The organism is Georgenia sp. (assembly GCF_054605595.1).
The window spans coordinates 20,568-41,704 of sequence record NZ_JBTSDU010000012.1; the positions used below are offsets into that span (position 1 = coordinate 20,568).

Annotated in this window: 22 protein-coding genes; 6 read left to right on the plus strand and 16 right to left on the minus strand. The window is 73.0% G+C overall.

Going from position 1 to position 21,137, the window contains the following annotated elements:
• Positions 1–174: 174 nt before the first annotated feature.
• The 3 genes from ACYC1Z_RS03040 (at position 175) to ACYC1Z_RS03050 (ending at position 3,225) form a co-directional block, all read left to right on the plus strand.
• The gene (locus ACYC1Z_RS03040; RefSeq protein WP_461408055.1) at positions 175–1,185 is read left to right on the plus strand and encodes a citrate/2-methylcitrate synthase; all 1,011 of its coding nucleotides are present in this window, start codon (positions 175–177) and stop codon (positions 1,183–1,185) included.
• 105 nt (positions 1,186–1,290) lie between these two features.
• Positions 1,291–2,403: a phosphoserine transaminase gene (gene serC, locus ACYC1Z_RS03045; protein WP_461408056.1), complete on the plus strand. Its 1,113-nt coding sequence runs from the start codon at positions 1,291–1,293 to the stop codon at positions 2,401–2,403.
• A 105-nt stretch (positions 2,404–2,508) separates the two neighbouring features.
• Positions 2,509–3,225, plus strand: coding sequence for a hypothetical protein (locus tag ACYC1Z_RS03050; RefSeq protein WP_461408057.1), 717 nt, complete (start codon positions 2,509–2,511; stop codon positions 3,223–3,225).
• Positions 3,226–3,294: 69 nt separating this feature from the next.
• Here the strand turns inward: ACYC1Z_RS03050 and ACYC1Z_RS03055 are convergent, their stop codons facing one another.
• The 3 genes from ACYC1Z_RS03055 to ACYC1Z_RS03065 form a co-directional block, all read right to left on the minus strand.
• Positions 3,295–4,656: an MFS transporter gene (locus tag ACYC1Z_RS03055; protein ID WP_461408058.1), complete on the minus strand. Its 1,362-nt coding sequence runs from the start codon at positions 4,654–4,656 to the stop codon at positions 3,295–3,297.
• The gene (locus ACYC1Z_RS03060; RefSeq protein ID WP_461408059.1) at positions 4,653–5,105 is read right to left on the minus strand and encodes a MarR family winged helix-turn-helix transcriptional regulator; all 453 of its coding nucleotides are present in this window, start codon (positions 5,103–5,105) and stop codon (positions 4,653–4,655) included. Before ACYC1Z_RS03060 ends, ACYC1Z_RS03055 begins: the two co-directional genes overlap by 4 nt.
• 112 nt (positions 5,106–5,217) lie before the next feature.
• Entirely contained in the window at positions 5,218–6,714 is a 1,497-nt protein-coding gene (locus ACYC1Z_RS03065; RefSeq protein ID WP_461408060.1) for an NCS2 family permease, read from the minus strand.
• A gap of 240 nt (positions 6,715–6,954) precedes the next feature.
• Here ACYC1Z_RS03065 and ACYC1Z_RS03070 point away from each other — a divergent pair, with 240 nt between their 5' ends.
• Together ACYC1Z_RS03070 and ACYC1Z_RS03075 are read left to right on the plus strand one after the other, a co-directional pair.
• Positions 6,955–7,284: a DUF2530 domain-containing protein gene (locus ACYC1Z_RS03070; RefSeq protein ID WP_461408061.1), complete on the plus strand. Its 330-nt coding sequence runs from the start codon at positions 6,955–6,957 to the stop codon at positions 7,282–7,284.
• Positions 7,281–8,333 (plus strand): phosphoglycerate dehydrogenase, encoded by a 1,053-nt coding sequence (locus tag ACYC1Z_RS03075; protein ID WP_461408062.1) that lies wholly within the window; start codon positions 7,281–7,283, stop codon positions 8,331–8,333. The genes ACYC1Z_RS03070 and ACYC1Z_RS03075 overlap by 4 nt, the downstream gene beginning before the upstream one ends.
• On the opposite strand, the gene ACYC1Z_RS03080 is transcribed toward ACYC1Z_RS03075, so the two are convergent.
• The 6 genes from ACYC1Z_RS03080 to ACYC1Z_RS03105 form a co-directional block, all read right to left on the minus strand.
• Complete coding sequence (locus ACYC1Z_RS03080; RefSeq protein WP_461408063.1) at positions 8,299–8,532, minus strand: biotin/lipoyl-containing protein; 234 nt, start codon at positions 8,530–8,532, stop codon at positions 8,299–8,301. The genes ACYC1Z_RS03075 and ACYC1Z_RS03080 overlap by 35 nt on opposite strands.
• Entirely contained in the window at positions 8,529–9,563 is a 1,035-nt protein-coding gene (locus tag ACYC1Z_RS03085; protein WP_461408064.1) for an alpha-ketoacid dehydrogenase subunit beta, read from the minus strand. Before ACYC1Z_RS03085 ends, ACYC1Z_RS03080 begins: the two co-directional genes overlap by 4 nt.
• Entirely contained in the window at positions 9,560–10,546 is a 987-nt protein-coding gene (locus tag ACYC1Z_RS03090; RefSeq protein ID WP_461408082.1) for a thiamine pyrophosphate-dependent dehydrogenase E1 component subunit alpha, read from the minus strand. Before ACYC1Z_RS03090 ends, ACYC1Z_RS03085 begins: the two co-directional genes overlap by 4 nt.
• 142 nt (positions 10,547–10,688) lie before the next feature.
• Positions 10,689–11,441, minus strand: coding sequence for an IclR family transcriptional regulator (locus ACYC1Z_RS03095; protein ID WP_461408065.1), 753 nt, complete (start codon positions 11,439–11,441; stop codon positions 10,689–10,691).
• A gap of 77 nt (positions 11,442–11,518) precedes the next feature.
• Positions 11,519–11,806, minus strand: a complete 288-nt coding sequence (locus ACYC1Z_RS03100; RefSeq protein ID WP_461408066.1) for a hypothetical protein — start codon at positions 11,804–11,806, stop codon at positions 11,519–11,521.
• A gap of 4 nt (positions 11,807–11,810) precedes the next feature.
• Entirely contained in the window at positions 11,811–13,103 is a 1,293-nt protein-coding gene (locus ACYC1Z_RS03105; RefSeq protein ID WP_461408067.1) for an MFS transporter, read from the minus strand.
• Positions 13,104–13,176: 73 nt separating this feature from the next.
• On the opposite strand from ACYC1Z_RS03105, the gene ACYC1Z_RS03110 reads away from it, so the two are divergent.
• Positions 13,177–13,989 carry a response regulator transcription factor gene (locus tag ACYC1Z_RS03110; protein ID WP_461408068.1) on the plus strand — a complete coding sequence of 271 codons (813 nt, stop codon included), beginning with the start codon at positions 13,177–13,179 and terminating at the stop codon, positions 13,987–13,989.
• Here ACYC1Z_RS03110 and ACYC1Z_RS03115 read toward each other — a convergent pair.
• The 7 genes from ACYC1Z_RS03115 to ACYC1Z_RS03145 all read right to left on the minus strand — a co-directional run bounded on the left by ACYC1Z_RS03115 (position 13,965) and on the right by ACYC1Z_RS03145 (position 20,989).
• Entirely contained in the window at positions 13,965–14,330 is a 366-nt protein-coding gene (locus ACYC1Z_RS03115; protein WP_461408069.1) for an Hpt domain-containing protein, read from the minus strand. The two genes, ACYC1Z_RS03110 and ACYC1Z_RS03115, sit on opposite strands and share 25 nt — an antisense overlap.
• A 76-nt stretch (positions 14,331–14,406) precedes the next feature.
• Positions 14,407–15,702 carry a hypothetical protein gene (locus ACYC1Z_RS03120; protein WP_461408070.1) on the minus strand — a complete coding sequence of 432 codons (1,296 nt, stop codon included), beginning with the start codon at positions 15,700–15,702 and terminating at the stop codon, positions 14,407–14,409.
• Positions 15,699–16,862, minus strand: a complete 1,164-nt coding sequence (locus ACYC1Z_RS03125) for a hypothetical protein (protein WP_461408071.1) — start codon at positions 16,860–16,862, stop codon at positions 15,699–15,701. The genes ACYC1Z_RS03120 and ACYC1Z_RS03125 overlap by 4 nt, the downstream gene beginning before the upstream one ends.
• Positions 16,859–18,580, minus strand: coding sequence for a sensor histidine kinase (locus ACYC1Z_RS03130; protein ID WP_461408073.1), 1,722 nt, complete (start codon positions 18,578–18,580; stop codon positions 16,859–16,861). The genes ACYC1Z_RS03125 and ACYC1Z_RS03130 overlap by 4 nt, the downstream gene beginning before the upstream one ends.
• On the minus strand, positions 18,580–19,251 hold the full coding sequence (locus tag ACYC1Z_RS03135) for a signal peptidase I (protein WP_461408074.1): 672 nt from the start codon (positions 19,249–19,251) through the stop codon (positions 18,580–18,582). The genes ACYC1Z_RS03130 and ACYC1Z_RS03135 overlap by 1 nt, the downstream gene beginning before the upstream one ends.
• The gene (locus ACYC1Z_RS03140; RefSeq protein WP_461408075.1) at positions 19,248–20,360 is read right to left on the minus strand and encodes a hypothetical protein; all 1,113 of its coding nucleotides are present in this window, start codon (positions 20,358–20,360) and stop codon (positions 19,248–19,250) included. The genes ACYC1Z_RS03135 and ACYC1Z_RS03140 overlap by 4 nt, the downstream gene beginning before the upstream one ends.
• Positions 20,361–20,413: 53 nt before the next feature.
• On the minus strand, positions 20,414–20,989 hold the full coding sequence (locus tag ACYC1Z_RS03145) for an alternate-type signal peptide domain-containing protein (protein WP_461408076.1): 576 nt from the start codon (positions 20,987–20,989) through the stop codon (positions 20,414–20,416).
• Between the last annotated feature and the right edge of the window lie 148 nt (positions 20,990–21,137).

Genomic DNA, 21,137 nt, shown 5'->3' on the forward strand with positions numbered 1-21,137 from the left:
CGTTCTCTCTGGTCTGCGGCGACGATGGCGTGGCACCACGCCCGATGCGGCGCCGTTCTGCGTCCAGGATAGAGAGGTCGGCGCACATGCGCTCAGGCGGCTTGGCGGCCGGGCCCCGCACCGGCGGCCGCGACGATTTCGCCCGGCGATCGAGACGTGTCTATGGTGCGCGTGATGACGCTCACATCCCCTCCCCCTGACCGTGCCGGCGCGGTACCGATCTTCACGCCCGACGAGGCCTCCGGGATGCCCGCCTACCGTGGGGTCGATGTCTCCTCGCTCGTCGGGACGCCGTTCGACGAGGTCTGGGGCCTGCTGGTCGACGGTGTCCGGACGCCGCTGCTGCCACCGGCGGAGCCGTTCAACCTGCCGGTGCGCACGGGCGACGTGCGGGTCGACGTGCAGTCCGCGCTCGCGCAGCTGACCGCCGTGTGGTCCTTCCGGCCGCTGCACGAGATCCCGGCCGCCGAGGTTCGGGAGAACCTCGTCCGCGCCTCGGTGATGGCGTGCAGCTTCGTCGCGCAGTCGGCGCGCGGGGACCAGGTGCCCGCCGTCCCGCAGCGCGAGATCGACCTCGTCAGCACCGCGGCCGAACGCTTCCTCGTCCGCTGGCGGGGCGCGGCGGACCCGGTCGCCGTGGCCGCCCTCGACATGTTCTGGCTGGTCATGGCGGAGAACGGGCTCGTCCCCTCCACCCGGACGGCGCGCCTGGCCGCCGAGGTCGGCACCGACGTCGCCTCGTGCCTGGCGGCGGCGGTCGCGGTCGCCAGCGGCCCCTTCGGTGGCGGCGCCGTCGCCCGCGGCCTCGCCCTGGTCGAGCGGGCCGAACGCGACGGGGACTGCGCCGCGGTGGTGTCCGACTACCTCGCCACGCACCCGAGCCTGCCGGGCTTCGGGGACGTGGCCCTGCCGCTGGACAACCGGGTGATGCTCCTGCGGGACGCCTGCGTGCGGCTCGGGGCGCGCCACGTCGAGGTCGCCGACGAGTTCGTCCGCGCGGCCCGGGAGGCGCTCGCCGTGCGGGCACCGGCGGGTGAGCCCGCCACCCGCCCCAACGCGCTGTTCTGGGGCGCGATCCTGCTGGACCACGCCGGCGTGGCACCGAACCTCATGAGCGCGATGTACATGTGCGCGCGCACGGCCGGGTGGTCGGCACACGTGCTCGAGGTGCGCCGGCAGCTCTGACGGCGGCGGGGCGCTGGGCGAGAGTCCGTCCGCCTGGTCCGGCCGAAGCCTTCGGCCGGCGGACACCGCAGCGCCCGCCCGCCGCGCGGTGGGATGATCCCGGTCATGGAGACCCTCGTCATCCCCACCGACCTCCTCCCCACCGACGGCCGCCTCGGCTGCGGCCCCAGCAAGGTCCGCCCCGCCCAGGTCGAGATGCTCGCCGCGCTGGCGCCCACGCTGCTGGGCACCTCCCACCGGCAGGCACCGGTGCGGGATCTGGTGCGCCGCATCCGGGTGGGCCTCGCGGAGCTCCTCGGTGCGCCGGCGGGGTACGAGGTCATCCTGGGCAACGGCGGGTCGACGGCGTTCTGGGACGCGGCCACGTTCTCCCTCGTACGTACCCGTGCCCAGCACGCCGACTTCGGGGAGTTCGGCCACAAGTTCGCCGCCGCGACCGACCGGGCCCCGTTCCTCGAGGCGTCGGACAGCCGGACGGTCCCGGCCGGCGGCCTGGCCGAGTGCGTCACCGTTACCGGCGTCGACGTGTACGCCTACCCGCACAACGAGACCTCCACCGGCGTCGTCTCACCGGTGCGGCGCTTCGGCGGCGGCGGCGACCTCACGGTGGTGGACGCGACGTCGATCGCGGGTGCCGTGGCGGTGGACCTGGCGCAGACCGACGTCTACTACTTCGCCCCGCAGAAGGTGCTGGCGGCCGACGGCGGGCTGTGGCTCGCCGTCGTCTCCCCCGCCGCGCTCACCCGCATCGCGGAGCTCACCGCGCAGCGGTGGGTCCCGGACTTCCTGAACCTGCAGCTCGCGGTGGAGAACTCACGCCTGGACCAGACGCTGAACACCCCGGCGGTGGCCACGCTGGTGCTGCTCGCGGAGCAGGTGGAGTGGCTGCTGGAGAACGGGGGCCTCACCTGGGCCGCGGCGCGCTCGGCGGCGTCGGCGGCGGTGCTGTACGACTGGGCGGAGCGGCGCGCGTTCACGACGCCGTTCGTCGCCGAGCCGGCACACCGCTCACCGGTGGTGGGCACGGTCGACCTCGCCGAGCAGGTGGACGCGGCGGCCGTGGCGGCGACCCTGCGGGCGAACGGCGTGATCGACACGGAGCCGTACCGCAAGCTCGGCCGCAACCAGCTACGGGTGGGGATGTTCCCCGCCGTCGAGACGGCCGACGTCGCGGCGCTGACGGCGTGCGTGGACTGGGTGGTCGAGCACCTGGGTTGACCGCTCCGATCGGGCCCGCTCACGGGGGGATTCGCGTCACATCTTCGTGCGGTCTGCCGAAGACTGTGAGGGAGAGATCCCACCACCAGCCCGAGAGACTCGCCGATGCACCAGGCCCCGCACGCCGCCGCCACCACGGTGCTGATCGCGCTCGCTCTCCTGGCCGGGTGCAGCTCGGGCGGGCCGTCGGTGCTCGTGGCCGAGCAGGTCTCCGGCGCCGCGGCGGACCCCTCCCCGGCGGCGGCCGCGAGCTCGGTCCAGCTGTTCGCGCACCGGGCCGGCCCCGCGCGGACGTCCACCGTCACCGATCTCGGGTTCGTCGACACCGAGCAGCACGACGTCGCGTTCGGCACCGTCCGCAACGACGACCCGCACGTGGCGTACGTGAGCGTCACCGTCACCACGCACGACGACGCGGGCCAGATCCTGACCCAGGACGTGACGGAGGTGCGCGCGGCGGGCGGCGGGTCGACGCCGTTCGTCCTGGACGTCTTCCCACCGCCGGGCACGACCGTCGCCTCGATCGAGGCGCAGCACGCCGTGACGTCCGTCGAGGCCTCTCTCGACCAGCCCGCGATCACGGCGCGGAGCAGCACCATCCTCGACGAGCCGATCAACCCGGTCCTGCGCGGGACGGTGACCTCGAGCTACCCGCGCGAGCGGACCGCCGTGCCCGTCGCCGCCGTCTGCGTGGACGAGGACGGCGCGGAGGTGGCCGCCGGCCACGGGCGTATCCCCAGCGTCGCCGCCGGCGGCGCCGCACGGTACGAGATCATGCTCTTCGGCAGGACGCCGGTGGAGTGCCAGGTCGCCGCCTCGTAGGCGCCACCGGCAGCGCGGCGCCACCGACAGCCCCGCTCGGGGCGCAACCGGGCGTCCCACACCCCGCGGTCAGGCGGAGGCACTGCGCTCTTGTGCGTCCTCGCTCGCCAGGGCCAGCGCCGTCAGCTCACGCTCGGCCCGTTCCTCGGCCCGTTCCTCGGCCCGTTCGTTCCGCTCGCCCGGCCCGTCCAGCACCAGGTGCGGTCGGGTGCGGGAGTAGTGCACCTCGATGTGCCAGGACCGCTTGACCCACAGCGCCGCCACCACGGCGACGACGATCGAGGCGATGGCCCCCACACCCACGGACCAGCGCGGCCCGAACGCCTCGGAGATCCACCCCACGATCGGCGACCCGATCGGCGTGGTCCCCAGGAAGACCATCATGTAGATGCTCATGACCCGCCCACGCATGGCGGGCTCGGTGGACATCTGCACCGTGGTGTTCGCCGCGGTCATCATCGTCAGCGAGAACAACCCCACCGGGATGGACAGCAGCGCGTACAGCTCGTACGTGGGCATGAGCGCCTGGACCCCCATGGCGACGCCGAAGGCGAAGGCCGCCGCGATCACGAGCCGCACCCGCGGGCGCCTGCGCCGCGCCGCGAGCAGCGCCCCGGCGAGCGAGCCGATGGCGAGGATCGAACCGAGGATGCCGTACTCCCCCGCCCCCTTGCCGAACTCCTCACGCGCCATGACGGCGGACGTCAGCTGGAAGTTCAGCCCGAACGCACCGACCACGCCCACGACGAGCAGGATGACCATGACGTCGGTCCGCCGCCTGATGTAGGCCAGGCCCTCACGCACCTGCCCCTTGCCTCGCGTGGTGTGCGGCAGCTCGTGCAGCTCGGTCCCGCGCATCAACGTCAGGGAGAAGATCGTGGCGCCGAAGGAGACGGCGTTGATGAGGAACACCCAGCCCGGCCCGACGGCGGCGATGAGCAGTCCGGCAACCCCCGGGCCGATCAGGCGGGCGATGTTGAACGAGGTCGAGTTCAGCCCGACGGCGTTGGGCAGGTCCTGCGCGGGCACCATCTCCGCCACGAACGTCTGCCGCACGGGTGCGTCGAGCGCGCTGGCCACGCCGAGCAGGAAGGCGAACACATAGACGTGCCACAGCGCCGCCTGGTCGGTGAGCACGAGGACGCCGAGCGCGGCCGCGAGGACGCCCATCGAGCTCTGGGTGGCGATGAGCATCTTACGCCGTGGCAGCCGGTCGGCGAGCAGTCCGGCGTACGGGCTGAGCAGGAGGACGGGCAGGAACTGCAGGCCGGTGACGATGCCGACGGCGAGCCCGGAGCCGTTGGGCAGGATGGCCAGCACGAGCCAGTCCTGGGCCACGCGCTGCATCCACGTGCCGATGTTGGCGACCAGGGCCCCGACGAACCAGAGCCGGTAGTTGAAGTAGCGGAGCGAGTAGAAGGTCTTGCTCAATCCTCCACCATCCTTCGCAGGATGGTCGCGGCCTGCGCGAGGGTCTCGCGCTCCGCGGGCGTCAGCTTCGCGAGCCGTTTGTCGAGCCATGCGTTGCGTCGTCGCTTGATCTCCTTGACGAGATCGAGCCCGGCGTCGGTCCCGGCGACGACGACGCAGCGTTTGTCGGCGGGGTCGGTCCCGCGGGAGACGAGGCCGCGCTCCTCGAGGGAGGCGATGGTGCGCGTCATGGAGGGGCGCTGCACGTGGTCGTGCTCGGCCAGCTTCCCGGCCGTCATCGGGCCGAGGTGGTAGAGCGCGGAGAGCACGGAGTGCTGCGCCTCGGTCACCTCGAGCGTCGACCCGGTGCGCAGGCGCCGCGAGAGTCGCAGCACCGCGATGCGCACGTTCGTGGCGAGGTCGGGGCGCCGTTCGGTCCTGGGTGTCGGGGGAGCAGTCGCAGCAGTCATCGTCGCTTAGTCTAGGTCATTACCTTTGCTAATTACCAGAGGTAAGCGTCACATGCCGGCTCCGCGCCGTCGGCGGCCGGCCCGGGCGGGCGGGCTGCCCGCCCGGGGGTCGTCAGATGCCGAGTGCCTGCTGGATCGGGCCGAGCGTGAAGTAGACGACGAACAGCGCCGCGACGATCCACATGAGCCAGTGCACCTGGCGGGCGCCGCCCTTCTTCGCGGCGGACAGCACCACGTAGGCGATGAACCCGGCGCCGATGCCCACCGTGATCGAGTAGGAGAACGGCATGAGCACGATCGTCAGGAACGCCGGCATGGCGATCGTGATGTCGCGCCAGGAGATCTCGGTGACCTGCTGCATCATCAGGAAGCCGACGATCACGAGCGCCGGCGTCGCGGCCTCGTACGGCACGAAGGCCGCGAGCGGGGAGAGGAACGTCGCCAGCAGGAACGCCACGCCCGTGACGATCGAGGCGAAGCCGGTCCGGGCGCCGTCGCCGACGCCGGTCGCGGACTCGATGTAGCTCGTGTTGGACGAGACGCCGGCCGCGCCGCCCGCCGCCGCGGCGATCGAGTCGACGATGAGGATGCGGCTGGTGTTCGGCGGGTTGCCGTCCTCGTCGAGCAGGTCGCCCTCGGCACCGATGGCGACCATCGTGCCCATGGTGTCGAAGAAGTCGGCCAGCATGATGGAGAAGATGAGGAGCAGTGCGGCGACGGGGCCGATCTTCTCGAACGCACCGAACAGCGAGAACGTGCCGAACGTCGCGAAGTCGGGCGCCTGCACGAGGGAGCCTTCGAGTGCGGGGACGCTCAGGCCCCAGCCGCCGGGGTTCTCCGCGCCGAGCGGCCCGAGATCGGCGGCCGCCTCGACGATCGCGGCCAGCACCGTGGCGACGACGATGCCGATGAGGATCGCCCCGCGCACCTTCTTGACCATGAGGATGCCGATGAGGAAGAGCCCGACGACGAACACGATCGACGGCCACCCGGTGAGGGAGCCGTTGACGCCGAGCCCGAGCGGTGTGCCCCCGCCGGCGCGCACGATGCCGGCGTTGACGAGCCCGACCAGGGCGATGAAGAGGCCGATGCCCACCGAGATGGCGACCTTGAGCTGGGTGGGGACGGCCTTGAAGATGGCCTCGCGCAGCCCGGTCAGCACCAGGACGAGGATGACCACACCCTCGAGGACGATGAGGCCCATCGCGTCGCCCCACGTCATGCCGGGCATACCGACGATCGTGTAGGCCAGCAGGGCGTTGATGCCGAGCCCGGCCGCGAGCGCGAGCGGGAAGTTGGCGACGGCGCCCATGAGGATGGACATGAGGCCGGCCACGAGCGCGGTGCCCGCGGCGACGGCGGGCAGGTTCGGACCGTCCGTGCCGCCGCCCAGGAAGGCGCCCGTGCTGTCCGGGGTGGACAGGATCAGCGGGTTGAGCACGAGGATGTAGGACATCGCGAAGAAGGTGACGATGCCGCCGCGGACCTCGCGACCGACGGTGGAACCCCGCTCCGTGATGCGGAAGGTGCGGTCCAGCCAGCCCGAGGAGGTGTTCTTCCAGTCCGAGGACGTGTTCGTGGGGGGCGCGCTCGGCGCAGAGGTGCTCACGGCGCACGATGGTCCCACAACGCCCGAGCGCCACGGACGTCCGTCTCAACCGCGCGGCCCGGGACGTCTCGGCCGCACGGCCCGCATCGTCTCGGCCGCACGGCCCGCATCGTCTCGGCCGCGCGGCCCCGGCCGTCTCGGGCCCGGCGGCCCCGACCGTCCCGGGCCCGGTCCGGAGCGCATCGTCCCGGGCCGCGGCAGACCCGCTGTGTCCCGAACGCGTTGCCCTACGATCTGGGCATGCCCGACCTGCACCTGTTCGACCGCCGGGCGGACCCGCCACCGGCCCGGGTGAACGCCGTCACGCTCACGGTCACCGGCACCCTGGGGTGGGCCGTCGCGACCATCGTCGTCTTCGTGCTCATCCAGGCCGGCAGGCTGCCCGACCGTGCGCTCGACGTCTGCCTCGCCGCCCTGACGATGGGCGTCGTCGGCATCGCGTGGGGGTACGTGCACGAATACCGCGCGAGCAGGCGGGCCCGGCGCCCCACCGAGACCACCGCACCCGGGACCACCACGCCGGGGACCACCGCGCCGGAGGCGAACACCGAAGGATGGCGACACCCATGAAGATCCTGCTCCCCACGAGCGTCGACCTCGACATCACGCTTCCGGACGGCGTCGAGGCCGTGCCGTACGGCCCCAACGACCCGGTGCCCGCAGAGCACCGCGACGCCGAGGCCGTCGTCGTCTGGGGCAGCTCCCCCGCGTCCATCGCCGCCCTCGCCCGCGACCTGCCGCGCGTGCGCTGGGTGCAGGCGCTCATGGCCGGCCCGGATGCCGTGGTGGCGGCCGGCTTCCCGGCGGGGACGCTCATCACCTCGGGGCGTGGCCTGCACGACGCCACGGTCAGCGAGCACACGATCGCGCTGACGCTCGCGCTCGTGCGGCGCCTGGCCCAGTCCCGCGATGCGCAGCGCGCCCACCGGTGGGCCGACGAGCTCGGCGGGACGCAGCCCCTGCACCCGGCCGGGCAGGTCACCACCCTGCTCGGCGCCCGCGTCGTGATCTGGGGATTCGGCTCGATCGGTCAGCGTCTGGCCGGCCTGTTCCGCGCCCTCGGTGCCGAGGTGACGGGGGTGGCTCGCAGCGACGGTGCGCGCGGCGGCTTCCCGGTGGTCACCGAGGACGGTCTCGAGGAGCTGCTCACGACGACCGACATCCTCGTCATGGTGCTGCCCGCCACGCCGGCGACCGCGAAGGCGCTGAACGCACAGCGCCTCGCGGCCCTGCCCGAGCACGCCCTGGTGGTCAACGTCGGCCGCGGCGCCACGGTGGACGAGGACGCCCTGGTCGCCGCGCTCACCGGCGGTCGGCTCGCCGGGGCGGCGCTGGACGTCACCGCCGTCGAGCCGCTGCCGGCCGACTCCCCGTTGTGGGACGCCCCCCGCCTCCTCATCACCCCGCACGCGGCGGGCGGCCGGCCGGTCGGCTCGGACGGGCTGATCTCGCAGAACCTGTCCGCGCTGGTGGCTGGTCGCCCGCTGCGCAACGTCGTCGGGGGTCGAGTCGTCGGGGGGCCGGTCCCGCCGGAACCGGGGGCTGATCCCGCCGGAACCGGCCCGTACTACCCGATCCGCGCGGCTACTCGATCCGCGCGATCGGCGCCCCCTGTCTGACCGCCTCGTCCTCGGCGACGAGTAGGTGGACCGTCCCGGCCACCGGGGCCGTGATCTCGGCGTCGACCTTGTCCACCTGGACCTCGCCGAGGAGTTGACCGGCCGCGACGGTCTCCCCCTCGGCGACGTACCAGGTGGCCAGGACGCCCTCGGTGTCGGGCACGGACTCGTTCAGCGGCGGGAAGAGGACGTCGGTCATCCGAGCACCTTCCGAATGGCGGCCTCGATGCGGTCCTCCCGCGGCAGCGCCGCGTACTCCAGGTCGTGCGCGTACGGGATGGGGATGTCGGGCATGGCCACCCGCACGGGTGGCGCCTTGAGCAGCGTGGGATCGTGCTCGGCGACGGTCGCGACCACCTCGCCGGACAGGCCGAAGGAGAGGTAGTCCTCGTCGACGACGACGAGGCGGCCCGTCTTGCCCACCGACTCCAGGATCGCCTCACGGTCCAGCGGCACCAGTGAGCGCAGGTCGAGCACCTCGACGCCGATGCCCTCCCCGGCGAGCCGCTCGGCGACGTCGAGCGCGTGGTGCACCGAGAGCGAGAGCGTGACGACGGTGACGTCGGCCCCTGGGTGGACCACGTTGGCCTTGCCGATCGGGACGAGGTACTCCCCCTCGGGGACGACGTCGATCGAGCGGCGGTTCTTCGCCATCCACGGCAGCCCCATGATGCCCTTGTGGAACATGTAGACGACGGGGCTGTCGTCCCGGATCGCCGAGGCCATCAGGCCCTTGGCGTCCGCCGGGGTGGCCGGGACCACGACCTTCATGCCCGGCAGGTGGGCGAAGGTGCCCCACAGTGTCTGGGAGTGCTGCCCGCCGTCGGAGTACCCGCCGCCGACCGCCGTCGTGAGCACCATGGGTACCTTGACGTTGCCGCCGGAGAAGTAGTGGATCTTGGCCATGTGGTTGTAGAGCTGGTCCAGGCACACGCCCATGAAGTCCGCGAACATGAGCTCCACGATCGGGCGCATGCCCTCGGTGGCGGCGCCGATGCCCAGGCCGACGAACGCGGTCTCGGAGATCGGGGTGTCGATGATGCGGTCCTTGCCGAACTGCTCGAGCAGGCCGGTGGTGGAGGAGAAGATGCCGCCGTAGGCACCCACGTCCTCCCCGAGGTAGACGACCGAGTCGTCGCGCTCCATCTCCTGGGCGATGGCCTCGACCATGGCCTTGGACGTGTTGAGCCGGCGCGTGGCCGACTGGGTGGCGGTGTCGGTGAGTGTCATCGGATCTCCTCGGCGAAGACGTACTTCATGACGTCGGCGGGGTCGGGGACGGCGCCGCTCTTCGCGAACGCGACGGCGGCCTCGACGCGGTCGGTGGCCCGGTCCTTGACGCGGGCGACGGTGGCGTCGTCCAGGACGCCGGCCTCGCGGAGCCTGGCCTCGTAGCGCGGGATGGGGTCGAACGAGGCGACGTCGGCCAGCTCGGGGCGATACCCCTGGGCGTCCCCCTCGAAGTGGCCCCACAGGCGCAGGGTGGCGACCTCGATGAGGCTCGGCCCCTCCCCCGCCCGGGCACGGGCGACGGCGCGGCCGGCGGCGGCGTAGACGGCGTCGACGTCGTTGTCCTCCACCCGTTCGCCGGGGATGCCGTAGCCGGCGGCGCGGTCGGCGTTGGAGGTGACGGCCGTCGAGGCGGTGCGGGCCACCGAGATGCCCCACTCGTTGTCCTCGACGACGAACACGACCGGCAGCTTCCACAGGGCGGCGAGGTTGAGCGACTCGTGGAACGCGCCCTGGTTGGCGGAGCCCTCGCCACCGACGGCGACGGCGATCCCGCCGGTCCCGCGACGTGTGAAGGCGAAGGCCGCGCCCAGCGCGGGCGGGTAGCCCTCGCCGACGATGCCCGAGCAGGAGAAGTGCACGGCGGGGTCGAAGAGGTGCATGTGCCCGCCCCGGCCCCGGCCGAGGCCGTTCTCCCGGCCGAAGATCTCGGCGGTCATCGCGTCGAGGTCGACGCCGTGGGCGATGGCGAAGTGGTGCGGGCGGTGGGTCGCGCTGACGGCGTCGTCGCCGGTGAGGTGGGCGCAGACACCGGCGGCGACGGGCTCCTGCCCGGCGGAGAGGTGCATCTCGCCGGGGACCAGGCCCTTGCCGATGTCGAAACCGGGGCCCTTGTCCGCGTGGTACTCCCGCAGGATCGCCTCCTCGTAGGTGCGGGAGAGCACCATCGTCTCGTAGAGCCGGATCCGGACCTCGTCCGGCAGGTCGGGCGCCGGTGAACCGGCGTCGGTTCGGGCCGGGACGGGTGCCGGCTGGGACACATCGGTCGACATGGTTGCCTCCATTGGCGTGATGTCTGTGGCTTCCACCCTGCCACCGACCCGCGGTGGGACAAGGGCGAGATTCTCAGATGGTGATACGGGGGCCGCCCGGTCGAGGCGGGCCGTCGGCGAGGGCGACGAGCCGTGCGGCGCGGCGCAGCGCATCGGTCCGGGCGAGCACGGCCGGGCCGCGCCGGGCCGGGACCGAGACGGCCACCGCCTGCGCCGAGCCCGGCACGGGCACCGCCAGGCAGACCGTCCCGACGGCGTACTCCTCGTGGTCGACCGCCACGGCCCCGGCGTCGGCGAGCTCGCGCTCGAGCACCTGCCGGGAGGTCACCGTGCGCGGGGTGAGGTCCACGAGGGGGTGGGTCCGGAGGTACTCGCGCCGGTCCGGCTCGGGCAGGGAGGACAGGACCGCCTTGCCCAGGGCCGTGGCATGGGCGGCGTCGTGGAAGCCGACCCACAGGTCCACGCGGGGCGCGGCCGGGGAGTCGACGATCTCGACCAGGCGGATCTCGCCGTCGTCGAGGACGGAGAGGTAGGCGGCGGCGTGGAGCTCGTCGTGCAGCTGCTCCAGCACGCGGCGTACCCGGCGCGGTTGGGCCGTGCCGCCGGCGAGGGAGTCGACCCGGTCGCCGAGCTCGTACCCGGCGGGGGTGCGGACGAGGTAGCCCTCGTGGACCAGGGTGCGCAACAGGTGGTACGCGGTCGAGAGCGGGATGTCGACCGCGTGGGCGAGCTTCTTGGCAGGCACCGGTGCACCCGACGCCCCGACCGCGTCGAGCAGGTTCAGGGCGCGCACGACCGAGCCGATCAGGGTGGGCTGCGCTGCCATGGCGGACCTCCGCCCCCAGGATAGGCCGCCGTGGGGCCGTCGGGGCCGGACCCCGGCGTGGAGCGGGCCCGCGGCTCCTACACCGGCTCCCAGCGGGCGCCGCGCCGCCGGGCCACGGCCGGGCCGCTCACCTGGGCCAGGTCCTCGGCCCGGTGGTGGACACGAGCGGCGATCCCGTGGGCCTCGCGGTCGTCGGGCGCAGTGAACCGCACCGTGATCTCGGGCCGGCCCGCGACGATGCCGACATCCTTCGCCTCGACCGTCGCGGTCTCCGCGGCCGCCGCCGCGGCCGCGGGCAGCAGCCGCTCGGGGGAGACGCCCGGGTGGAGGCGGCCGATGGTCAGGCGCACGCGGTAGGAGGGCACGGCGTCATTCTCGCTCGCGCTCGGGCAGCAGCCCCGCCCGACGGCGTGTCGTCCGGTTGGCGTGCACGGACCATCGCGGCACCCAGCGGGCGAGCGCGGCAGAGGCCGCGGTGCCGAGTCCGGCGGTGACCCAGATCCCGGCCGCGAGGGAGCCGACCGCCGCCCCGGCGGCGACGACCAGCGGCCCCAGTGCGGCGCCGCCGTCCTGGAAGACGCGCCAGACGCCGAGGAACCGGGCCCGACCGGGGGCCGGCGCGACGTCGGCGCCGAGCGTCATGAGGATCCCGGAGCTCATGCCGTTGCCCAGGCCGAGCACGACGGCGGCCCAGGACATCCCGGCGACCGTCGTCGTGAACGGCAGGACGACCATGCCGACGCCCATCATGAGCATCGACGGCACCCCGATCCACAGCCGGCCCATCCGGTCCATGACCTTCCCGGCCGGGTAGAAGAGCAGCATGTCCACGGCCCCGGCGAGGCCGAACACCAAGGAGGTGGTGGCCGCGTCGAGGCCGAGGTGCTCGCCCCACAGCGGCAGCACCGTCTGCCGGGCGCCGCGGACCGCGCCGACCAGGAGCACCGCGATCCCGAGGGTCTGGAAGACCTTGCGGTGCTCGGCGAGCACCTGGAGGAGGGGCGGACCGGGGGCGGCCACGCGGGCCGCCCGACGCGCGGACCGCGCCGCCCGGCGGGTGGCGCGGGTGCCCCCGCCGTCCTCGCTCACCAGCGCGAGCGTCACCGTCGCCGCGGCCGCCGCCGCGGCACCGAGCCAGTACGCGCTGCGCACCGAGCCGGCGAGGATCAGGCCGGCGCCGACGAACGGGCCGAGGAAGATACCGATGCGGTGCACGCCCGCGAGCGTGGACAGCACCCGGGCCCGGCGCAGCGGCGGGGTGATCTCGGTGAGGTAGGAGTGCCGGGCCAGGTTGAACACCGAGGACGCCGCCCCGGTCCAGAGCACCGCCAGCCCGAGCGTGAGGAGGTTCGGCGCGAGCGCCGCGCCCGCGAAGGCCACGAGCGCGACGGCACCGGCGGTCATCATGGCCGCTCGGTCCCCGATGCGGGAGGCCAGCGCCCCGGCGGGGATGTCGGCGAGGATCTGGCCGACCGGCAGCAGCGCGGCGACCACGCCCGCGAGCGCGAGGCTCGCCCCGAGCCCCGTCGCGGTCGGGGCGATGATCGGCATCATGGCCCCGACCCCGACCTCGAACACGAGCGAGGGGAGGAAGGTGCCGAGCACCACGGTGCGGAGCGGGAACGTCGGGGCGTACCCCTGCGTGGGCGGGTGCTGGCTCATGGTTCACTCATCATGCCTCGGCACGGTTCACCGGGGCTTGCTAGCGTCGGAGGATGATCGGGGCGAGGGAGAGATGAGCGAGGCGAGCGAGATACGGACCGCCGTGATCGTCGAGGACGATGAGGACATCCAAGGTCTGATCGCCTCCGTGCTCGGTCAGGCGGGTTTCACGGTCCACACGGCGAGCACGGGGCTCGCCGGGGTAGAGCTGGTCCGCGAGACCGACCCGATGGTGGTGACCCTGGACCTCTCGCTGCCCGACATCGACGGCTTCGAGGTGGCCCGGCGGGTGCGCACCTTCTCGAGCACCTACATCGTCATGCTCACGGCGCGCGACGAGGAGATCGACACGCTGCTCGGCCTCGAGGCGGGGGCGGACGACTACCTGACCAAGCCGTTCCGACCCCGCGAGCTGCGCGCCCGTACCGAGGCGCTGCTGCGGCGGCCACGCGCGATCCGGCTACCGGGCATGGCGTCCGGCCCGTCCGCGCCGACCGCCTACACCCCGTCGGTGCCCGCGGAGGCCGCGACGCCCGGCTGGCCCGGGGTCCGGCGCGACGGGGTGCTGGCACACAACGCCCTGGTGCTGGACACTCCGGCGCGGCTGGCCGAGCTGGACGGTGAGCCCGTCCACCTCACCAAGAGCGAGTACCTCATCATCGAGGCACTGCTCGAGGCACCGCACCGGGTGCTCGCCAAGCCCGAGCTGGTCCGCCGGCTCTGGGGCGAGGACTACATCACCGGTGCCGCCGTGTCCGAGGCCGACACGCGGACCGTCGAGGTCCACGTCGCCAACCTGCGCCGGAAACTCGGGGACGACGCGGCGGCCCCTCGCTTCATCGAGACGGTCCGGGGGGTCGGCTACCGGCTCACGCCCGCCAGGTGAGCCGTCGACCGCAGGGCGGTCGCCGTCCTCGACGCGAGCTCCACCATCTCGGGGAGCAGGTCGCGCACCGGCTTGAAGTTCCCGTGCCGCAGCGAAGGTTCGGCCTGACGGGCCAGCTCCGCCAGGTCGGCCGCCCCCACCATCGCCGACGTGCTCTGCAGGCCGCGGAGCGAGACGAGCGCGCGGGCCGTGTCCTGCGCGGCCAGCGCGGCGCGCAGCAGGTAGAGGCGGTCGTCGAGGGTCGCCAGGTACCGGGCGACGAACTCCCGCGCACCCTGCGGCCCGGCCTGCTCGTCGAGCGCCCGCTGGGCCGTCCTGTCGATCACGATCTGCCCGCTCATCCCGCACTCCCCGTCACGTCCGGTACCGCCCGCCATCTCGACGGCATCCGCCACAGCCTCCGCGTCCTGTCCGATCTCACTTCACCAGCGACTGCCGGACCACGCTCCGGTTTTCCGGGTGAGGGCGTGATGAAGTCCCGTCCTCACCCTCGGGGGTGAGGGGTGAGGTGGGGGTGAGTCGGCGGGTTCGGCGCCGGAACCACGTGAGCGGGAGCAGCGCGATCAGGGCGGAGAGCGTCAGGATCACGCCGGGTTGGTCGACGACACCGAGCTCCCCCGCCGGGACGGACGCCGTGGCCTGCCCGTTCCCGGCGTGGCCGGTCCCGCCCCGTGCTGCCCCGCCGCCGCCGGCGGCGGGGCCGGAGAGCCCCTCCGGGCCCGCGCTGCTCGTGCCCACGCCGGAGGCGGGGACACCGGCCGGCTGGGCTTCGTCGATCCCGGCGGGGTCCGCGCCGACCGCGCCGGGACCCGCGGGGGCACAGGCCGTGGGCACCCCGCCCACGGCCCCGGCGGTCAGGGCGAGCACCGGGGCGGCGACGCCACCGAGGACCCGGACGACATCCGACGCGACGCGGGCGCCGGAGACGGCCGTGATCCGGTACGTCCCGTCCACCACCGGCCAGTCGAACGTGCCGGCCTTGCCGGTGGTCTTCGGGTTGGCGTGCCCGTCGACGAGGACGGGGTCGCACACGGGCGCGAAGGCACCGGCGCCCTGCGCCTCGATCAGCACCGTCGCCCCGGGGGCGGGTGCACCGTCCAGCGTGACCACGCCCTCGATCAGTCCGGTCCCCGCCGGCTGCACGCGCACCACCACCTCGGGCATGGCGAGCGTCGCGCCCTGCAGCGTCCGGCCCACCGCCCCGGGTCCGAACGCCACGTCCAGGGAGACCCGTACCGTCGCCTCCCCGTCGAGGGCGACGACGGTGCTGTCGCCCAGCACGGCCCCGCCGTCGACGTCGACGCCGAGGTGGGTCACCAGGACGGAGGCCGGCAACGACTCGGTGGCCCGCGCACTCAGCGCCGCGACCGCGGGCTCGTCGGCGTGCACGCCCACGTCCGCCGAGTAGGTCAGCACCGCACCCGGCACCAGACGATAGGTGTCGAGGTCGACCTCGGTGCCGTTCACGGTCCAGGTGCCATCCGGCGCGGCGAGCTGGATCCGCAGGTCGCCGAGCCGGCCGAGCTCGATCGGCTCCCGCTGCCCGGCGCGGCTGACGCTCGCGACGGCGTCCCGGACCCTGGGTGCGTCCGGTCCGTCGGTGAGCGGCGCCGGGCCGGCCCCGGCCAGCAGCGCGACGCCGAGCGTGCCGACCCCCAGCGCGCCGGCCACCCCGCCCCAGGACCCGGGAGCGTTCCCGCCGAGGTCGGTCATGCCGGGGCTGCCACGGGCAGCTCGGCGACCCGGACACGATTCCCGCCGGCGGACAGCGCCTCGCCGACGGCGGCCTCGGCGCCGGCGCGCAGCGCCGCGAGGGAGTACCCGTGCACCGAGCTCGAGGCGAGGCCCACGCTGATGGTCAGGCGCAGGTGCCCGCCGGTGACGTCCAGCGGCGTGTCGATGAGGGCCTTGCGCAGGGTGGTCGCCCACCGGTGCCCGTCGGAGGCCTGCATGGCCGGCAGGAGGACCTCGAAGCCGTGAGTGGTGGTGAGCCCGAGGACGGCCCCCGCCGGCTCGAGCATCGCGGTGATCTCACCGGCGGTCGCGAGCGCTACCGCCCCCGCGCCGCGCCCGAAGGCGACGTCGATGGCGGCGACGTCCTCGGGTTCGATCCGCGCCAGGGTCACGGTGTGCCCCATCCGGTCGCTCTCCGCCAGCACCTGTCTGGCGCGGACCGCGAACGCATGGGGCAGGCGCGCCCCGGTGAGCCAGTCGAAACGCTCGGTGCCGGCGTCGGGGGTGTGTGCCGAGCGGAGCATCACCATGCCGAAGGCTGCGGCGATGAACGCGAGCCCGGTCAGCAGGGCGGTCACCGTGGAGCCGGCGAGAGCGTGGTAGACCTCCGACGTCGGTCCCACCGTGAGGTAGAGGGCGAGGCGGAAGAGCGAGTAGGCGCCGAGCAGGAACATCGCGGTGCCCAGCACCGGGCCACCGCGGCGGGTGCGCAGGCTGCCCCGGGACACCAGGACCCCGGTGCCCACCGCGGCGGCGGCCACCGCGACCAGCAGCACCGGGAGGCTCGTGTGGAGCGCCGCGTCCGGCCCGAGCAGGACGACCACCAGCGCGACCGGCACGGCCGGGGCCACGGCCAACCAGGTGAACGGGTTCCGCCCCTCGGCGGCGCGCGCCCCGCTCCACACGGAGCCGACGGCCGTCACCAGGCCGGCATGGTGGAAGGCCAGGGTCCACGCCGAGGGGTGGAGGCTCCAGAAGACCCCGGCGAGGCTGGCGCCGACGGCACTCATGAGGGCCAGGGCCCACATCTGGTCGGAGGTGTCACGGCGTCGGCCCCAGGAGTCGGCGATGAACAGGACGCCGCTCAGCAGGACCGCGGATCCCACGAGCATCTCGATCTCCGCGAGCTCGATGTTCACGAGGCCGCCCTGCCGGAGACGGGGAGGCTGACGACCATCGTCGTCCCCACGCCGATCTTGCTGCTGCGCACCTCGATGGTGCCGTGGTGCGTCTGGACGATGCCGCGGCTGATGTTCAGCCCCAGGCCCATGCCGGAGACGGAGGACTTCCGCACGGCGTCCGCCCGGTAGAAGCGGTCGAAGATCTTGTCCTGCTCGGACTCCGCGATGCCGATACCGTCGTCGCGGACCTCGAGGCGGACGGCGTCGTCGTCGCACTCGACACCGATCTCGATGTGTCCACCCTTCTTGGAGTACTTCACGGCGTTGGTGACGAGGTTCTCCACGACCTGGGTCAGGCGTGCCCGGTCGGCCCAGACCGGGCACGCCCGCTCGCCGTGGCTGCCCATGGTCAGGCCCGCACGCTCCACCCGCAGCGCCTGGTTCTCCATGACCTCGGCGATGACGTCGCGCAGGTCGAACTCCTCGCGTCCGAGCTCGATGCTGCCGCGGCGGGTGTGGGCCGCGGTCAGCATGTTCGAGATCACGCCGAGGAGGCGCTCGGCGTTGCGTTCGGCGATCTTGAGCTGGTCCCGCAGGTCCGGCGGGGTCCGGTCGTCGTCGATCGTCAGCTCGAGGTAGCCGAGGATCGAGGTCAGTGGGGTGCGGAGCTCGTGCGTGACGGAGGAGACGAAGTCCTCGAGCTGGTTGAGGGCGTGCAGCTCGGCGGTGAGGTCGTGGGCGGCGATCACGGCGCCGGTGATGCCGCCGTCACCGTCCCGCAGCTGCCTGACCGTGGTCCGCTGCGCGATGCGCTCGTGCTCGCCCCGCTCCCACCACAGCAGCTCGGCGGTCATCGCCTCGCCGTGGACCGCCTTGGTGAACGGCTCCTCCTCCACGAGGAGGGCGGTGACGCCGTCGGAGCGGTACCCGCGGTGCTCGGGCGGCAGGTCGTCGATGGTGTCCCCGACGGCGAGGCTGCCGTTCCAGGTCTGGTTGTGCGCCCGGTTGACCATGTTGATGCGGCCGGTCTCGTCGAGCGCGATGACGTCGACGTCGATGGTGTTGAGGATGGTGGCGAACATCTGCTCCCGGCGGCGTGAATCGTCGAGCGTCTCCGCGAGGAGGACGCTCTGCCGGGAGATCAGCGCCTGGCGGGCCGCCGAGAGCCGCTCCGTGACGTTGAGGTAGAGGCCCGTGGCCGCGAGGATGACCGGGAGCAGGATGAACGTCGGGATGTCGAACACCGCGGCCGGCTGGTCGGCGAGCATGGTCCCGACCCAGATCGCGGCGGTGCCGCCGGCGACGGAGGCGATGATGCCGCCGGTGCCGAAGGCGGTGGACATCCACAGCACCGGCAGGATGAGGATGGCGCCGACCCGGAGCCCGCCGGACTCCAGGAACCCGACCGCGACGATGTCCAGGATGGGCACCGCTGCCGCCCACCGGGGGGCCGCGCGGTGCCAGGGGACGGTGAGGGCCAGCGTGATGGCCACCAGGGCGATGGCGACCCCGCCGACCACCCGCGTCTCGGCGAACACCGCCGGCCGGCTGAGGAGGTAGGAGACCACCAGGAGCAGGAGGACAGCCGCGAAGGGCAGCTGCCGGGTGAGCACCGGCTGGTGCATCGAGAGCGTGACGTCCGGTATGTACGGCGTGTACTCGCGGACCGGCCCCGGGACCGGCCACTGTCCGCGCCGCTCGTGGCCGGGGCGGCTGGCCGGGGTCTCCGGGGCCATCAGGTCCCCTCGCGGCGTGCGGCGGCGATCCGGCGGGCGCGCCGGGTGTCGGGCAGCGGTTCCTCAGCGGGTAAAGCGGGTGCGGCAGGCTCAGCGGGTGCAGCTGGCTCAGCAGGTGCAGCCGGCTCTACGGGTGCGGTGGGTGCGGCGTTGCGGGTCCGGGTGAACCGCACGAGCTGGACGACGGCGAACGCGATGAGGGCGAGGGCGACGGCCGTGACGCCGACGTTCTTCTGCTGGTTGCTGAGCAGGTTGGCGACGTGGCCGACGTAGGGGACGTAGTACCGGACGACGCCGCGCACCTGCTTGGCCGCGATCGGATCATCGGCGGCGCTGTTGGCGTCGCCCCTGGTGGTCAGCGTCACCGTGCCGTCCGAGCTGAAGGCCCGGGAGATGACGCGATGGGTGACCAGGGTGGGGTCGCCCGGCAGCGGCATGAACGTGACGACCTCACCGAGCTGGATGTCGGCCACCGCGTCGACGTTTGCGACGGGGACGACGACGACCTGGCTCCCCGCCGGGATGGCGGGCTCCATCGATCCGGAGAGCACCGTCAGCGGGGTCCACCCCATCACCCGCGGCACGACGACCACCGCCAGCAGGACGAAGATGACCACCGCCACGACCGCCGCCTCCAGGACCCTGCCGACGGCGCGCAGCACCCGGATCATCGACCTGCCGCCGGGGTCGTCACCTTCTCGTCCGTCACCACACCCGACTCATCGGCCTGAGCGCCGGGAACTTCAGTGTTGTCGGCAGTGCTGAACGTCTCGGTGGCGTCGGACGCCCGGTTCTCGGCGGCGGCGGTCCGGTCGCCGGACCTGGTGGTCGCGGGGGCGACGTCGGGAGCCACGTCCGTCGCCGGCGCGGCCGGTGCCTCGGCAGCGAGGCTGGGCGTCGGGTCGGCGGTGGGGGTGGGCGTGGGGTCGGCCACCCCGGTCGTCGTCGTGTCCGCCGCGAGCGCACCCGGTACGGCGGCGGCGGCGCGGGCCTCGCGGTCCGCGTCCTCGCCGGTCTGCTCGTGGCCGCTCGGCTCATCCCGATCGTTTCCGGTGGACTCGTCGTCGCTCGACGACGGTTCCTCGTCCCCGCCGGTCACCCCGTAGGACGCGACGCCGGATCCGGCCGCGGTCCACCCCGCCGGGTGGGAATCGGCGGCGACCGACAGCGTGACGGTCACGTCGTGATCCGCCATCCACCGGTCGAGGCTGCCGTTCATGACCTCGATGCACACCTTCGCGGAGGCTCCGGCCGACAGGGGCGAGCTCTGGGAACTGATGAACTCGGTCGCCTCGTCCAGGCCGGCGTGTCCTTTGGCGATCTCGCGGGTGCAATCGCCACCCGCACCCATGGCACTGACCTTGATCAACGAGTTCTTGTGGTCCCAGCCCTTGCCGGGCCCTCCGTGGTCCAAGGCCCGGCCCTCGGCGCCCCGGACGTCGAAGCTCAGTGAGGCCACCGACCAGTCCAGGAGGGTTCGAGCCGAGGTGTTCGTGACGGTGAACGTGCCGTCAGGCTTCCCGGTGACGGTGATTCCGGGACTGTCGGCCTGGATGGTCGACAGCGCGAGCGTGGCCGAGTCCTGCCAGCGCGCCATCGTCGTGCCGGACGGTGCGACGACGACGGTGAGCAGCGCGAGCCCCAGGATCGCCAGGACCGACCGGCCGCCGGACCGGCGGGAGCGTGACCGGCGGGCCGGCGCGAGGATGCCGGACGTGCGGCGGCGAGCACCCGCCCGGTGCCGTGCACCGGGCGAGGCGCTCACCTCCGCGCGTGCCATGACTCGCCCTTCGCTATCGAGATGATGGTGACCGACCGAGGATCAACGCTCGATCAGAGCACCTGCTCGAGCGTGACGGCCAGCTTTCCGAGGTTCAGGCTTTCGCCCTGACCAGCGAGGTTCTCCGTGGAGTCGTTGAACGTGATCGTTGCCGCCACCGTGTAGGTACCAGTCCCGACGCCTTCGATCTGGAGCTGCCCATCGGCAGCGGAGTCCCCGTCGACGATCGTCGTGGTGGAGGTGCCCGGCCCCTCCACCGCAACCTGGGACGTCAGGTACTGCGCGAGCCCATGGTCGCCGATGTCACCGATGTTGGTGGTGATCTTCGCGTTCAGGTTGTCCCCCTCCACCTTCACCGGGATCTTCACGGTGTAGGTGATGGTGTCGCCGGGCACGATCTTGTAGGCCGCGATGTCCGGGATCTTGACGCCCGCGTCGGTCCACGTGCCGGTCAAGGCACCGTCGATCTTCAGGGACCCGGACCGGATCGTCCCGGGTTCCACCGTCTTGGAGTCGGACCACGCCGCGAAGGTGCCACCACCGCTGGTCAGCAGCGCGACACCGAGGACGCCGGCCGCGCCGCCGGCGACGAGGCTGGTGGTCGTTGCGGACAGTTTGCTGAATGCCATGGGGTTCGGGGTCCTTCGAGGTCAGAGGTTGTCGGTCTTCCCTCGACGACGCCCCCCGGTCATCGACGATGACCATCACGTTGGTCCCCCACCCTCAAGCCCACGATCAAGATGCGCGGTCTTCGGCTCAGGAATCCTCAGCATCGGC